Origin of the sequence: Streptomyces globisporus (assembly GCF_003501885.1) — a bacterium.
Taxonomy (GTDB): domain Bacteria; phylum Actinomycetota; class Actinomycetes; order Streptomycetales; family Streptomycetaceae; genus Streptomyces; species Streptomyces globisporus_D.
Genome location: NZ_QWFA01000063.1, coordinates 11,543 through 27,575 on the forward strand (window position 1 = coordinate 11,543; position 16,033 = coordinate 27,575).

Annotated in this window: 4 protein-coding genes; all 4 read right to left on the bottom strand. The window is 71.9% G+C overall.

Going from position 1 to position 16,033, the window contains the following annotated elements; translation table 11 throughout:
* The 4 genes from D3105_RS14280 to D3105_RS14295 are packed head-to-tail and all read right to left on the bottom strand — an operon-like array spanning position 1 to position 15,942.
* Positions 1–4,680 carry an SDR family NAD(P)-dependent oxidoreductase gene (locus tag D3105_RS14280; RefSeq protein ID WP_118903596.1) on the bottom strand — a complete coding sequence of 1,560 codons (4,680 nt, stop codon included), beginning with the start codon at positions 4,678–4,680 and terminating at the stop codon, positions 1–3.
* Complete coding sequence (locus tag D3105_RS14285; protein ID WP_118903597.1) at positions 4,668–9,305, bottom strand: SDR family NAD(P)-dependent oxidoreductase; 4,638 nt, start codon at positions 9,303–9,305, stop codon at positions 4,668–4,670. The genes D3105_RS14280 and D3105_RS14285 overlap by 13 nt, the downstream gene beginning before the upstream one ends.
* Positions 9,302–10,567: an ACP S-malonyltransferase gene (locus D3105_RS14290; protein WP_118903598.1), complete on the bottom strand. Its 1,266-nt coding sequence runs from the start codon at positions 10,565–10,567 to the stop codon at positions 9,302–9,304. Before D3105_RS14290 ends, D3105_RS14285 begins: the two co-directional genes overlap by 4 nt.
* The gene (locus D3105_RS14295; protein WP_240646903.1) at positions 10,564–15,942 is read right to left on the bottom strand and encodes a non-ribosomal peptide synthetase; all 5,379 of its coding nucleotides are present in this window, start codon (positions 15,940–15,942) and stop codon (positions 10,564–10,566) included. Before D3105_RS14295 ends, D3105_RS14290 begins: the two co-directional genes overlap by 4 nt.
* Positions 15,943–16,033 lie beyond the last annotated feature (91 nt).

Sequence of the window (16,033 nt, forward strand, 5' to 3'; positions counted from 1 at the left end):
TCAGTTCCCCCCGCTGACGTCGGACTCGGCGAAGAGGCTGGTCAGTTCGGCGTCGCCGATCTCGTCCAGCGCCTCCAGGAGCGAGGCGTTCTCCCGGGCGTCCGGCTCGGCCTTCCCGCCCTCGTCCGCCGAAGGCAGCTGTTCGTCGATGTAGCCCGCGAGGTCGGCGACCGTGGCGTACGAGAACAGGTCGGCGATGTCGACCGCTCCCGGGAACGCCTCGTCGACCAGCGCGAGCAGTTGCGCGGTCACGAGCGAGTTGCCGCCCAGGTCCTGGAAGCTGGTGTGCGCGTCGACCTCGGCGAGGCCGAGGACCGCCCCGTAGATCCCGCCCACCCGCAGTTCGGTGGGCGTCGGGTCCGACTGGCCGGTGAGACGCGCCTCTGCCCCGTCGCGGCCCTGGGCCGCCGCCGCCGCGGCGGCGTTCTCCAGCGCCGCCGACAGCTCCGCGCCGAGCCGGAAGGGCAGTTCCCCGAGGTGGTCCTTCAGGACCGGCGGGTTGACCTCGGAGGGCACCACACCGGATGCCGGGTGCGCCACGAAGTGGGCCAGCCACGACAGCCCCCGCTCGACCGACACGGCCACGAAGGGCGCGTCGTGCGTGCCCAGCCCGTAGGCGGCGGCCATGCCGACCTCGGTCCACGACGGCCAGTTGACCGACAGCGCCCGGATCCCCTCGGACCGCGCCCGGGCGGCGAGGGAGTCCATGAAGGCGTTGGCGGCGCAGTAGTCGCCCTGCCCGCGCCCGCCGGTGAGCGCGGTGATCGACGAGAAGAACACCAGGAACGCATCCCGGTGCTGCCGGGTCAGTTCCAGGAGCGCGACGCTGCCGTCGACCTTGGCGGCGAGTACGTCCCGGAAGACGGAGGCCTCCTTGGTGGCGAGGAACCCGTCGCCCGCGATGCCCGCGGCGTGCACGACGCCGGTGAGCACCACGCCCTCGGCGCGGAGCCGGTCGCCGAGCTCGCGGACCTCCTGCGCCCGGGAGACGTCGCAGAGCACGTGCTCCGCGCCGGCCAGTTCGCGGATCCGGGCGGCTGCCTCCCCGGTCGGCCGACGGCGGCCGGCCAGCAGGATCCGGGCGGCCCCCTGCCGCGCCATCTCCTGGGCGAGAGCGAGGCCGAGGCCGCCCGTGCCGCCCGTGATCAGGAAGGTCCCGTCCCGGTACAGGGTGTCGTCCGGGGTCTCGTTCGTCTCGGCCCGCCGCAGTTCCCGGACGTACGTCGCGGAGCCGCGCAGGGCCCTGGGCAGCGGATCTGCCGTGCCGAGGCTCTCGCGGACCGCCCGGGACAGGTCCGTTCCGGTGCCCGCGTCGAGAACGCCCACCGCGAGGTGTTCCTGTCCGATCACCAGCGCGAGCGCCGACGTGGCGGCGGCGTACGGGTCGGCCCCCGGAGTGCCGACGCCGACGTCCCAGGTGTCCCGGCCGAGCACGCGCAGGCCCAGCGCGGGCTTGACCCGGTGGGTCAGCAGGCCCTGGTAGAGGGCGAACAGGGCGTCCACACCCCGCGCCCGGCGCTCCTCGTGGGAGGCGCCCTTGTCCGCCGTGAGGTCGGTGGCGAACAGGATGCCCTGGACCCCCTCGGAACGCAGCCGCTCGCACAGCAGGCTCATTCCGGCGTCGTCGGGGGCGAAGGAGTCCCGCGCGGCGTCGGTGGTCCCGGTCAGATAGGCCGGCACGGCGCGGTGGCCCTGGGCGGTCACTTCGGCGACGAGGGCGCGGCCCTCCTCCGTCCCGGAGGCGAGCACGGCCCACACCGCGGCGTCGGATGCCGTGGGCTGTTCGGCCGCGGGAGCGGGGACCCAGACGGTCTCCAGGTAGCGGCGCGGGCCGTCCAGGCTGAAGCGCTCCCAGTCGACCTTCTTGACGGTGTAATCGGTGATCCGGGCGAAGACCCGCCCGTCCGCACCCGTGAGGTCCACGTCGTAGGTGATCGTCTCGCCGTCGCGGCTGTCGTCGCGCACGGTGCGGATCGTCGTGTGGAAGGTCGCCGGCATGGGCCCGTACAGCTCGAACCGCTTGTACATGTACGGCAGGAACGTCTGCCCGCTGTTCTGCGAGATGAGGTTCACCGCGTTGTCCAGCTTGGCCGGGTGCAGGCCGTAGACCGCGCTCTCGTCGTCCGTGCCGGCCGGGAGCCCCAGCAGTGCGGTGGCCCGCCCGTCGGGCGCGTTGCGCCACAGGGCGCGCACCGAGTCCCAGCGCGGGCCGAACTGGAAGACCCCCGTGTCGGTCTCGGCCGGGTACGGGTCGAGGACCTCGGTCGCGTCGCGCCTGGCCGCTTCGAGGTCCGGGGCGGCCTCCGGAACGGGTCCGGCCAGCGCGCCGACCCGGCCCTCCACGTGCCGGAGCCACTCGTCGCCGCGCCGGCTCTCCACCCGGAACGCATAGGCGTCCCCGGAGCGGTCGAGCACCGTGCGCACCGTGGCGGACGTGCCCTCCTCCACGGCGAGCGGGGTGAGGAAGAAGACGTTCTCGAAGCGCATCGCCCCGCTGTCGGCCACCGCCGCGTAGGCGGCGCGGGCCATCTCCAGGTAGGTCGTGCCCGGGACCACCGGACGGTGGTCGATGCGGTGGTCGGCGAGCACCCAGTGGGTCTGTGCGGACAGGGAGTTCTCGAAGACCGCCGAGTCGGCGGTACGGGTGGTCTCGACACCGAGCAGCGGATGCTCCGGACCGCGGCCGAAGCCCCGGACCTGCGTCTTCATCGGCTTGGCCCAGTGGCGGGTGCGCTCGAAGGGATATGTGGGCAGGGGCACCCGGCGGCGGGCCTCGTCCGTGTAGAGACGGCCGAAGTCGACGGTCGCGCCCCGGACATAGGCGGTGGCGGCGGCTGCCAGAGTGGCCGGTTCGCCGTGTGCACGGTGCTCGGCGAGGGCGGCGTCCGCCTCGTCCGACAGGCGTCGGGCCTCCCGGGCGGTGAGGTCGCCCGGCTCCCGCGAGGTCTTCTTGTCGCTGACGACGGCGTGCACGCCGTGGAAGACGCCCCGCTGCTCGTCGGTCCCGGGACCGTGACGGCGCAGCCGGTCGAGCGACTGGGCGAGTTCCGCCTTGTCCGACGCGACGATCAGGACCCGGTGCTCGTAGTGGCCCCGGCCGAGCGAGGAGGTGTAGCAGATGTCGGCGAGCGACCAGGGGCACTCGCCGGCGAGCATCTGCGCGTAACGGTCGAGGAGTTCACCGAGGGCGGCTTCGGACATCGCGCTGAGGGTGAAGGGGTAGCGGCTGCGGCGGGCGGGCTCGCTCGCGTACTTCGGAGCCTCTTCGAGGACCATGTGGCAGTTGGTCCTGATGAAGCCGAAGGAGCTGATCCCGGCGCGACGGGGGCCGCCCCCGCTCTCCCAGTGCGTGAGCCGGTCGTTGACGTACAGCGGGCTGTTGGTGAAGTCGATGAACGGGTTGGGCACGCTGAAGTTGGCCGACGGGGCGAGGGTGGCGGTCTCCAGGGACTTCACCACCTTGGCGATGGACGCCGCGCCGGACGCCGCCACCAGGTGGCCCGCCGTCGTCTTGAGCGAGCCGATGCCGCAGAACTGCTTGCGGGAGGTGTGCTTGCGGAACGCGTTGGTGAGGCCCTTGATCTCGATCGGGTCGCCGAGCACCGTGCCGGTGCCGTGCGCCTCCACGTAGGACAGCGTCTCGGGGTCGATGTCCGCCTTGGCCCACGCGTCGAGGATCACCTTCTCCTGCATCAGCGCGTCGGGGGCGGTGATGCTGGTGGAGGCCCCGTCGTTGTTGACGGCCGAGGACTTGATGACCGCCCGGATGTGGTCGCGGTCGGCCAGCGCGCGGCGCAGCGGCTTCAGCAGGACGATGCCCGCGCCCTCGCCCCACAGCGTTCCGTTGGCTTCGGCGTCGAAGGTGCGGACGAGGTCGTCGTGGGACTCGACGCTGCCCAACGACATGCTGGCCAGGAACTCGGCCTTCACCTCGCCGCCCTGGGAGAGGTTGATACCGCCGGCCAGCGCCATGTCGCACTCGCCCAGCAGCAGTGACTGGATCGCCTGGTGGATGCAGACCGCCCCCGCCGAGCAGGCGGTGTCGGTCATCAGCGAGGGGCCCTTGAGGTCGAGCTGGTAGGAGATCCGGCTGGCCACCAGCCCTTCCCAGGAGCCCGCCAGCTGCATCGGGTGGTTCTCCGAGAGCATCCGGTAGTACGAGTGGTTCGTCTGGTCCCTGCCGAGGAAGACGCCGGTCCTCGAACCCCGGACGCTGTCGCCGCCGTAACCGGCGTTCTCCAGCGCCTCCTGGGCCACCTCCAGGGCGATCCGCTGGTGCGGGTCCATGTAGTCGGCTTCGAGCGGCGGTATGCCGAAGAAGCGGGCGTCGAACTGGTCGATCCGGTCCAGATATCCGCTCGGGGCGTGCATCCGGTCGATGTCGGACTCGGCTATCGGCGCGCCGAGGATCAGCTCCGTGTAATAGGGGTTCCGCAGCATTTCGAGCATCTCGGTCTTCCGCGCCTGCGGAAAGTCCCGGATGCAGTGGTGCCCGACGCTCAGGTATTCCCAGAACCGGTCGACGTTCGGCGCGGCGGCGAACCGGCCTGCCAGCCCGATGACGGCGATGTCCTGCTGCACGTGGGTGGCCGAGAGCTCCAGCAGCAGCTTCTTGGCGTCTTCCCTGCCCAGCTGCCGGTTGGCGACCTGCGAGAGAATGAATGCCTTCACATTTTCCATGTGACTTCCGATTCCTGAATGAGGCCGGGGGAACTTTCGGTGGAGACCACGCCTTGCTCGGCAAGGTCGAGCAGCCGGTCGATCTCACCGTCGTCCGCAGCCGGGACGGGCGCATCGGCAACTGCTTCGGCTGCCTCGGCCGGGGTGATTCCGAGCTTTTCCTTGAGGTGGGCCGCCTGCGCCGCGACGGACGTGTACCGGAACAGGTCCACGACGTCCATGAGGCCCGGATAGCGTGCGTCGTAGAGCTTCGACATCTGCGCGATCAGCAGGGAGTTCCCGCCGAGTTCCCCGAAATCGTCGTAGGCGTCGACCTCGGGGACGTCCAGAGTCGCCGCCCAGATCTCGGCGACGCTCCGTTCGATCTCGCCGACATGCTCCATGCCGTGCAGCACGACCTCGCGGCCGCCCCCGGGCGCCGCGGCGCGGACGCGGTCCGCCCCGCTCCCGGCGGCGGGAGCGCGCATCGTGCCGGGCATGAGAACGGTCGGACGGTCCGGGCGGGACATCAGGGCCGCGAGCAGATCGACGGCCTCGGCGGTGTCCAGCGGCGGGAAGACCTCGTCCTCGTCCACCGCGTCCAGCCGCATCGCCATGCCGGTCTCGCGCCAGGCCGGCCACTGGATGCTGAGCGAGGGCGCCCCGGTGCGGTCCCGGAGCTGGGCCAGGCTGTCCAGGGCCGCGTTGGCGGCGGTGTAGTCGGCCTGTCCGGCGGTCGGTTCGAGGGCGGCGATGCTGGAGAACACCACGAAGTGTTCCAGGTCGTCGGCGAGGGTGGCCTCGTGCAGGTGCACGCCGCCCAGGGCCTTCGGCCGGTAGACGTCACGGAACGCCTCGGTGCTCTTGGTGTGCAGGAAGCCGATGCCCGGACGCCCGGCGAGGTGGAGGACGGCGGAGATCCTGCCGTGCCGGGCACGGATGTCCCCTACCGCCTGCTCGACCGACTCCCTGTCCTCCAGGGCCAGCCGCACGATCTCGAAGTGCTCGACCTCGGCGGCGATCTCCGCGTGGACGCCGTCCAGGTGGGGCTCGCGGGCCGGGTCCGCGACGGGCGAGCCCAGCAGGACGAGCCTGCGGGCGCCCTGGCGGGCCAACTGCCGTGCCACCGCGGTGCCGAGACCGCCGGTGCCGCCCGAGACGACGATCACGCCGTCGGCCGGCAGAGGCAGTTCGCCCTCGGGCCGCAGCGGAACCGGCGACTTCGCGAGATGGGGCTCGTAACTCTGCCCCTCGCGGTCCAGCAGGAACGCCGGCCGGTCGGCGGCGCGGGCCTCGGCGAGCACCCGGGCGGGCCCCGTGTGCTCGTCGCCGTCGAGGCAGCGGATCGCCAGACCCTGGTACTCCAGGGCCGCGACGCGGGCCAGTCCCGCCACCCCGGCCTGGCCCGGGTCGACGGTGCTCTCCCGGCCCGTCACCGCGAAGGCGTTGCGGGTCAGCACCAGCAGGCCCTCGTCGAAGGTGCACCGGTGCTCCGAAACGGCTCCGAGCAGGGCGAGGACGTCCTCGACCGGCCCGACGGTCCGGTCGGCGAGCGGGGCGGCCGGGTCGGCCGGGGCGCCGCCGAGCAGACCGAAGGCGAAGGCGCGGTTGCCGCCCAGCCGGTCGACGGCGACCGGATCCCCGGCGTCGGGCACGTGGACCACGTCGTGCCCGGCAGCCCGGAGCTCCTTGGTCAGGGCCTCCAGGGCGTCGCCGAAACCCCCCGCGAGCAGGACGGTTCCCCGCCCCGGGGCCGGGGCGGGCGCCGTGGTCGTCCGCCGGTACGAGGGGACCCAGCCGTACTCCGTGCCCTGTGTCAGGTCGAGTCCGGCCGCCGACTTGATGCAGTAGTTGTCCACGGTCAGCACGACGTGCCCCTCCGGGTCGACCACGCACACGTCGAAGACGTACAGCTGGCCGGGCAGGGACTCGGGCCGTTTGCGGAAGTGGGTGAACACCCGTGGGGGCAAGGGGCGGTGGAGGGTGAGCCGGCCGTACGAGAAGGGCAGGTAGAGCCGGTCCTCCTCGTAGACGGTGTTGGGCGCGTTGATGAGCGCGTCCAGCAGGGCCGGATGGAGCACGTAGTCGTGGGCCTCGTCCCGGTAGGCGGCGGGCAGTTCGTGCGCGTAGAGGAGTTCGGTCCCGTCGTCGTCCGCCAGGCCGTACAGCACGCTGCCGGTCCACCGTTCGCCGATGATCAGGCCGTTGGCCCGGTCCACGTCGTCGTCGAGGACGAGGTCACGGGTCATCCGGCCGCGTACGTTCTCGATGTCGTACGTGGCGGGGGACACCGGGGAGTCCAGCACCTCGGCGGTGGCGTTGCGCACCCACGCGCCGTCCGGCTGCCGGGTCGCGACGGTGATCCGGCCGCTGTCGTCGCCGGTCTCGACGACGACGTGCACCTCGGCCAGGGTGCCGTCGGGAACGGCGAGGGGCAGCTCGAAGCGGATGTTGCGCAGCGTCGTCGCCGTGCCGCGGCCCAGCCGTTGCAGGGTCTCCACGATCATCTCCACCAGACCGGTGCCGGGCAGCACACTGACGCCCTGGATCCGGTGCTCGGCCAGCTCCCACATCGTGTCCGGACCGATCCGTGACACCAGGACGTCCCGGTCCCAGGAGCGCAGGAGTGCGGCGTCCCCGGTCAGCCCGGCGGGGCGGCGGTGACCGGACTCGACCCAGCACCGGGTGCGCTCGAAGGGATGGGTGGGAAGAGGGATCCGCCGGGCGTCCGCGGGGGCGGTGGAGGCCCAGTCGACGTCGGCGCCCCGCACGTACAGGGCGGCGACGCGGCGAAGGGCGTCCCGGTCCCGCGCTCCCGCCGCGAGCAGCTCGCCGGCGCGGTCGCTCAGCAGGGCGCGTTCGGCCTCGGTGAGTGCGCCGGGGCCGGTGGTGGCCGACCGCTCCAGGACCGCGCGGAACTCTCCGTGGACGAGGTCGGAGGGTGCGTCCCCGGAGAGGTCCGGGTCGTCGGCGGACGCCGGCACCGTGGGGAAGCGACCGAGCAGTTCGGCCAGTTCGGCACGGGAGGCGAAGGTGAACGCGGCGCGTGCCTGGTGGTGCAGGCGGCCGACCGACGCGGTGTACGCGAGGTCGGCGAGGTCCACGTCCCCGTGCGCCGCCAGGAAGGAGCGGTAGCGCTCCACGAGCCGTCGCAGGCCCGCCGCGTCACGGGCGCTCAGCGGCAGCAACAGGCACTTCGGCGCCGCCCCCTCCGCCCGGTTCCGTTCGGGGGCCGGGTCCGGACTGCGCACCACCAGATGGCAGTTGGTGCCGCTCAGCCCGAAGCTGTTGATCCCCGCGTACAGGGTCTTCCCCGGGTCGTCGGTCCACACCGCCGTGGTGTCGTTCACGTACAGCGGGGTCTGCGGGAAGGTGATGTTCGGGTTCGGCTCCTCGAAATGGAGGCTGGCGGGCAGGGTCCGGTGCTTCATGGACAGGACCAGCTTGGCCAGCCCGGCCAGACCGGAGGCATTGTCCATGTGCCCGATGTTGGTCTTGACGGTGCCGATGGCGCAGAACTGCTTGCGGGCCGTCTGCCTGGCGAAGGCCCGGGTGATCCCGCTGACCTCGATGGGGTCGCCGAGCCGGGTGGCGGTGCCGTGCGCCTCGATGTAGCCGATCTGCTCCGCGCCGACCCCGGCGTCGTTCAGGGCCGCCTCGATCAGGTCGGCCTGGGCGTCCGCGTTCGGGGCGGTGAGGCCGTTGGACGCGCCGTCCTGGTTGACCGCGCCGCCCAGGACGACGGCGTGGATGTGGTCGCCGTCCCGCTCCGCGAGGTCCAGGGCCTTGAGCACGAAGACGAAGCACCCCTCGGCGGGGCGGGTGCCCTCGCTCGCGCGGTCGAAGGTCCGGGTGCGGCCGTCCGACGACGAGGTGTCCTGGATGTCCTTGAACCCGATGCCGGAGGCGTCGGCCGTGACCGGCAGCAGGTCCGTGTTGGCCGCCCCGACCACCGCCATCGTGCACTCGCCGCTCTGCACGGCCCGGAAGGCCGTGTACGCGGCCACCAGGCCGGACGAGCAGGCCGTGTCGATGAGCAGCGAGGGGCCCTTGAGATCGAGCAGGTAGGAGAGCCTGCTCCCGATGATGGACTTGACGTTGCCCGCCACGGAGACCTCCGGTGCGTCCGGTGCGACGGCCTGGATCACCGCCCGGTAGTCCTCGCCGAAGTCCGCCGACATCCCGGTGTAGACGCCGACCCGCTCGCCCCGGATCTCCTTGTTCAGATAACCGGCGTCCTCCAGGGCGGCCCACGCCGTCTCCAGGAAGATGCGCTGGTTCGGGTCGATGGTCTTGGCCTCCTGCGGGGACAGGGAGAAGAAGCGGTGGTCGAACTCGGCCACCGAGGGCAGCCGCGTCCCCTTCATGTACCGCTCGGGCGCCACGGGAGTGGCTGCTCCCCGGGCGGTGAGGTACGCCTCGACGTCGGCACGCCGTTCGGCGGAGAGACCGGTGCCGGCCTCCTCGCCACGCAGGAGCATCGCCCAGAACTGGTCGAGGTCCGCCGCCGCGCCCGCGCGTCCGCTCATGCCGATGATGGCGACGGGGCCGTCGGCACGCTCGGGCGCCGCGCGGGTGATCAGGGCTTCGGAGTCGTCGGGCAGGGGCGACAGGTCGACATCGTCGAATCCCAGCAGGGGCTTCATCCGGCCGGCACCCCCGCGACCGTGGCCGTGCGCAGGTGGGTGTCGCCGGTGCGGGCCAACAGCGCGGCGATCCGCTCCCGCTGCTCCGTCCCGGGGACCTGCTTGGTCGTCATGATCGTGGTCAGGAGGTCCAGGGCGGCGGTCTTCTGCGCGTCGGAGACAGCGTCCTTGTCCACCTGCCCCAGCTCCTGGAGCTGCCGGTACGGCAGGACCACGCCGTCGTTGTACTGCTGCTCGTCGAAGTTGCGGTTGCGCGTCGCGGCGGCGGCCCCGAGGCAGAGGCCGACCAGGCCGGGTTCACGCCGCTTGCGCTCGACGAGCGCGTCGAGGGCCGCGTACGCCTCGTCGGGTTCCGTGTCGAGGCTGTGCACCGCACCGCCGTCCACGGCATCCCGCAGCAGCTTCGTGAGGACCTGCTTGGGGCCGACCTCCAGCCACAGGGCGACCTCCCGGTCCGCCAGCGCGGAGACGACGGTGCTCCACCGCACCGGGCCCGTGAGCTGGACGGACAGGGCGTCCTTGATCTCCTGTACGCCGGTGTACATCCGGCCGGTGACCGTGCTGTACACCGGCACGGTGGGCTGCGAGAACTCGATCGACTCGATGGCCCGTACGTACGCGGGGACGGCGTTCGCCATGAACGTGCTGTGGAACGCGCCGCCCACGTTCAGACGGGCGACCTTGCAGCCGCGCTCCTCCAGATGGGCGGTCACGTCCTTGAGGTCGTCCAGCGCGCCCGACAGCACGGTCTGCCGCTCGGCGTTGTAGTTCGAGACCTGCACGGTGCGGGCCGCGCCCTCGCCGGCCGCGTTGAACTCCGCGACGAACTTCTCCACTTCGGCGACGGGCGTGCCGAGGACGGCGACCATCCCGGCGCCGTTCTCCTCCGCACAGAGCTGCATGGCCTCGCCGCGCACCTTGACCAGGCGCACCGCGTCCTCGAAGGACAGCGCGCCCGCGGCGAGCAGGGCGGTGATCTCGCCCAGGCTGTGCCCCGCCATGGCGGACACCGGCGGGGTGCGCTCGGCGTTCAGCACCTCGTACATCGAGTGACCGAGAACCAACAGCGCGACCTGCGCGTTCACGGTCTTCGTCAACTCGCCGGGAGGCGCGGTGAAGCAGAGGTCCTCCAGGGAGTGGCCGAGGATGTCGGAGGCCTGCCGGAAGCGGTCCCTGACGCTCTGGTGCGCGTCGAACCAGGTCTTGCCCATGCCGGGGAACTGGGATCCCTGGCCGGGGAACACGATCACGAGGTCGTTCACGAGTTGTCCTTCTTCCTGGACTTCTTGGATGCGGGCGACGGGCCTGATGCCGGGCCTGCCGGGGCGGCCGCGGGGGCCGGTTGCGAGGGCTCGCTCAGTGCGCCCAGGAGACGTACGTATCCGCTCAGCAGCCGCTCCGCGGCGGCGGAGTCGATCTTCCGGGCGAAACCGATGCCGAGCCCCGACGGTGCGGCGCCCACGACCGACGGGCCGGCCGGAAGGTCGACCCCCAGGACGAGGTCGAAGTGGCGCAGCAGACGGGCCTCGTCGGTGCGGCCGCTGTCGCAGACGGCGACGGAGACCTTCCCGCCGGCGTTGCGGCCCGCGGTGAAGGCGCCGAGGTCGACCCGGTGTGCTTCGTCGGGCCGGTGCCGGTCGTCGTCCAGGACCTCCCGGAGATCGCCCTTCCCCGCGAAGTCGAAGCCGACCGGGATGACGGTGTCCGCGCCGCGTACGACGTACAGGGTGAGGGCGTCCTGGTCGAGCACCTTGCCCAGGGTGAGGGCGAAGGTGGCGAGGAGGAGGTCCCCGGTGTCCCGGTCCACGTCCTTGCGCAGCCGGGTGAGCCCCTCCCTGACGCGCGGCGACAGAGTCGTCTCGACCCGGCCGCCACCCCGGCCCGCCTTCGCGAACCAGCTCTCGGGAATCCGTACGCCGGTGTCGGCCGTCGTCCCGCCCTGCGCCTGCCGGGCCAGCTTGGCCTCGATGTGGGAGCGGAGCCGGCCGAGCGTGGGATGGGCGAACAGGTCGCTGACGTCCAGCAGCCCGGGGAAGACCGCGTCCAGTTCGTTGAGCAGCAGGATCAGGCTGAAGGAGTTGCCGCCGAGGTCGAAGAAGCTGTCGTCCTGGCCGAGGGGCACGTCCCCGAGGATCCGCTTCCACGCGGCGACGAGTTCCCGGTCCAGGCCGGCCCCGGCTCTCTCTCCCGGGTCCTGCGGCGGCTGCTCGACGAAGAGCTGGGCGAGCGCGGGGCGGTCGACCTTCCCGCTCGTGGTCACCGGGATGCCGGCGACCGCGGTGAAGGTGGCGGGGACCATGTAGTGCGGCAGTCGCTCCGCGAGGAAGTCCCGCAGATGCTCCTGGGCCAGGGGCTCGCCCGGCTTGGCCTGGTAGAAGCCGCGGATCACCCGGTTGCCCGGCGCGAGATCGACGACCACCGCGGCGGCGGCCGTGACCCGCTCGTGCGCGGTGACGGCGAGCTCGATCTCCTCCAGTTCGATCCGGTGGCCGCGGACCTTGACCTGGTTGTCGGTCCGGCCCAGGCAGTGGATCTCGCCGTTCCGCCAGACGGCCCGGTCGCCGCTGCGGTACATCCGCCCCGCACGGTACGGGTCGTCGCGGAAGACCTCGTCGTTCAGGTCGGGCCGGCCGAGGTAGCCCGGCGACACCCCGAGGCCACCGATCCACAGGTCCCCCGCCATGCCCTCGGGCACCATGCGCAGGTCCCCGTCGAGCACGTACAGGGTGGTGTTGTCGATCGGCGAGCCGATGCTGACTGCGGTGTCGCCGGTGAGGTCCTTGACGCTGGACCAGATGCAGGTCTCCGTCGGACCGTAGACGTTGAAGACCTCCAGTGAGGAGTGGGAGCGCAGCCCGTCGAGCAGGTCCTCGGGGAACGCCTCGCCGCCGACGACGAGCTTCTCCAGGGCGTCCAGCGCCTCGAAGGCGGCGTCCGGGTCGGCGTGCAGCAGCCGCAGCCGGGTCGGCGTCAGTTGCAGGTAGTCGACCGCGTTGCGGACCACGAACTCGGCGATGCCCGCCGGGGTCCTGGCCTCGCCCCGGTCCGCCACCACCACCGTGCCGCCCCTGACCAGGGTCACCAGCGTCTCCAGGAGGTGGATGTCGAACGACGGTGTGGTCAGGCAGGCCACGGCCTTGCGCGTGCCCCACCGCAGTGCGTCGGGCATCCCGCGGAGGAAGTTGGCGAGGGCCTCGTTGGTGACGGTGACGCCCTTGGGCGTGCCGGTCGAACCGGACGTGAAGATCACGTACGCCGGATCACCGGCCGCGCAGGTCGTGTCGTCGGCCGCGGGCGCCCCGCCGTCCGCCGGCGGAGCCGTGTCCCCGGGAAGGACCAGAACCGTGGCCCCCAGGTCCGCGGCCGCGCCCTCCTCCTCGCAGACGATCACCGCCGGACGGGCGGTCTCGACGAAGCCGGCGAGGCGCTTGCGCGGTGTGGCGACGTCCATCGGCAGCCAGGAGCAGCCGAGCCGGTTCACCGCCAGCATCAGGGTGATCAGGTCGGGCGACGGCGTCAGCAGCAGCCCCACCAGGTCGCCCCTGCGCACGCCGTGCCGGTGCAGCAGAGCGGCATGCCGCTCCACCCGTGCGGCCAGTTCCCCGTAGGAGAGATCCTCGCCCCGGAACCGTACCGCCGGTTCCCGCGTGTGCTTCTCGCACGCCGCACGGAACAGCTCGGGCAGCAGGGCCGTATCGCTGACGGCCGGTCCGGTGCCCAGGGCCAGCAGGCGTTCACCGGCCGCCTCGTCGAGCAGCGAGAGCTCGCCGACCGTGCGGTGCGGATCCCGCACGACCTGGGCCAGCAGCACCCGGAACCAGTGCATCAGCCGGGCGACGCGCTCCTCGCCGTACACCTGCGCATGGTTGAGGTCGACGAACAGTCCGCCGTCGCGCTCGGTCAGCTCCAGGGTGAAGGCGAACATCGAGCCCCGTGCGCCGAGGTCCACGGTCGTGGCGGTGGCCTCACCGAAGCGGCGCGCCCGGGTCCGGGCATCCGTGTAGATGAACATGGTGTCGAACAGGGCGTTACGGCCGTGGTCCCGCACCAGCCCGAGGTCCTGGACCAGGACGCTGTACGGGTACAGCGAGTGGCTCATCGCGCCGAGGCTGGTCTCCCTGACCTCCCGCAGCAGTGCGGAGACCGGGGTGTCGGCGGTCGGCCGGATGCGCAGGGGGAGCGACTCGGCGAACATCCCGACCGTCTGCTCGAAGGACCCCAGCATGCGCTGGTCCATCGGCACGCCGACGCACAGGTCGTCGTCGCCGGTGACCTTGGCGAGCAGCAGCGACCACAGCGTCAGGTAGAAGACGGACGGCGTCGTGCGCTCCTTGCGCATCACGGCGCTGGCGGCCCGGTGCAGTTCGGGGTCGACGCGGAAGTAGTGGCGCCGTCCCGCGAAGTCGTTGACCTCGGGTGCGGGGGAGTCCGTAGGGAGGCTCAGCGGCTGGGGAAGGGTCGCGAACTGCTCCCGCCACCAGCGCCGGTGCTCCGCGTACTCGGGCCGCTCCGCCGCACCCGCGAGGGCGCGTACGAAGACGGAGTAGTCGTCGGAGTGCTCCGCGTTCCGCAGCCCGCCCCGCGTCAGGTACTCCGACAGGTCGTCGAAGATGATCTCGATGGACCGGCCGTCGACGGCGATGTGGTGGAAGGAGACCACCAGCAGGTGGGTTCCGTCGGGTTGGGCGACGACGCCGTAGCGCCAGAGCGGCGGCCTGGCCAGGTCCATCGGCGCGTTCATCACGGCGAGGACGTCGTCGATGGCCGGCGAGGGGTCCTGGGCCCGGTCGAAGAAGTGGAACTCGGGGCTGACCTCGGGCGCGGTCCTGGCCCTGACGCCGCTCGGCGAAACCTCGTAGTACCGCCGGAGGTTGGGGTGCTTGCGGCCGATCGCCAGGAAGGCGGCGGCCAGTGCGTCCAGGTCGAGAGGGCCTTCCAGACGCAGGCCGAAGACGATCTGGTACGGCTCGTTGCCGCCGCGCATCCGGGACAGGAGGTAGACCCGCTGCTCCAGCGAGGTGACGTCCGTGAGCCCCTGCGGGGCGGTGGCCACGGCGGGTACGGGCGCCGTCCCCGCCGTCGTCGGCCCGGGGGAGGGGGACACGGCCGCGCCCGCCCGCCGACGGAACGCGAATCCGCCCGCGCGCAGCTCCTCCACACTGGTGCGGATCGCGGAGAGGATGCGGTCCTGGTGCTCCCGGGTGTGCGCGGTGGAGAACATGGCCGTCCGGCGCTCCCAGACGTACACGCCGTGGTGGTTGAGGAGCTTGAAGAACAGGTTCTGGGTGAGCGTCGCCTGCGTCACGTCCGTCGGTGTGACCGGCTCCCACTTGTACATCGACGCGAAGTGCGCAATGGAGACCGGCACTTCGGCCTCCTCGAAGTACGCGTTGGCCCGGCGGGCGAACTCGTCGGTGAAGGCGTTGAGTTCGGCCAGCGTCTCGGCCCCGGATCGCTCCAGGCGGGCGAGCACGGCCTTGCACGCGGCCATCGCCAGCGGGTGCTTGCAGAAGGTCCCGGCGAAGAAGGTGGTCGGCACGGCCGGCTGGGAGTCGTCGCTGTCCGCCCACGCCCCACCGTCCACGGCGTCGAGGTACGCGCTCCGGCCGGCGACGATGCCGATCGGCAGCCCGCCCGCCACCAGCTTTCCGTACAGCGCCATGTCCGCGCGGACACCGAAGTGCGCCTGGGCGCCGCCCGGTTCGACCCGGAAGCCGGTGATCATCTCGTCGAAGACGAGGGCGATCCCGTGCTCGGTGCAGATCTCGCGCAGGGCGCGCAGGAACTCTCCCGGCTGGAGCCCGGGGTTGCGGGACTGCACGGGTTCGACCAGCACGGCGGCCAGCTCCGCGCCGTTCTCCCGCAGCCAGTCCAGGGAGGCGGCACTTCCGTACGGCCGCACCAGCGTGTTCTCCACCATGCCCTGCGGGACCCCGATGGTCAGCGGGACGGTGGCGGTGCCGTCCGACTCGGCGAGCACCCCGTCCGAACTGCCGTGGTAGGAGTTGGTGAAGCGCAGGATCTTGTCCCGGCCGCTCACCGCCCTGGCCAGTCGCATCGACACCATCACCGCTTCGGTGCCCGTGTTGGAGAAGGCGACCCGCTCGGCTCCGGTCATCCGGCAGATGGTCTCGGCGACCTCACCGGCCAGCCGGTTCTGCGGACCGAGTTCGTAGCCGTGGTCCAGCTGGGCCCGGACCGCGTCGGCGACGAAGGCGGGGTTGTGCCCGAAGAGGTGTACGCCGTAGCCGATGGCGGTGTCGATGTACTCGTTGCCGTCCAGGTCCCAGAACAGCGCGCCGGCGGAGCGGTCGGCGACGACCGGGTAGACGGTCTCCTTCAGGCTCGGGTTGAAGTTGAGGGAGGCGATCCAGTCCGCGAGCCGCCCCCGGTAGGTGTCGGCGTACTCCTTCGACCGGCGGGTCCTCGCCACGTACCGCTTCACGAAGTCCGCCAGGAACCGGGCCTGTTGCCCATTGAGGCCGTCGTCGCCCAGCGTGATGTTGTTGTGGTACGAGCCGACCTTGGCCGCGGTCCGCGTGGGCGCGACCGCCCCGGCGGAAGCGTCGGTGTCCGTCCCTGCGGGGCGATCGGGCCGGGCGGGAGCACCGCCGAGCAGGCTGAGCTGCTCGCGCATGAGCGCCAACTGCGCCTGCACCACGGCCTCCAGGCCGCTTCCCGCCGACTCCGGGGGCGGGCCGGTGAGGGCCGAGGGCGCGGGCCGGGTG

Coding starts and splice junctions, on each gene's coding strand:
- D3105_RS14295 (WP_240646903.1), bottom strand. CDS start 15,942: ATGCGCGAGCAGCTCAGCCTGCTCGGCGGTGCTCCCGCCCGGCCCGAT.
- D3105_RS14280 (WP_118903596.1), bottom strand. CDS start 4,680: ATGGAAAATGTGAAGGCATTCATTCTCTCGCAGGTCGCCAACCGGCAG.
- D3105_RS14285 (WP_118903597.1), bottom strand. CDS start 9,305: ATGAAGCCCCTGCTGGGATTCGACGATGTCGACCTGTCGCCCCTGCCC.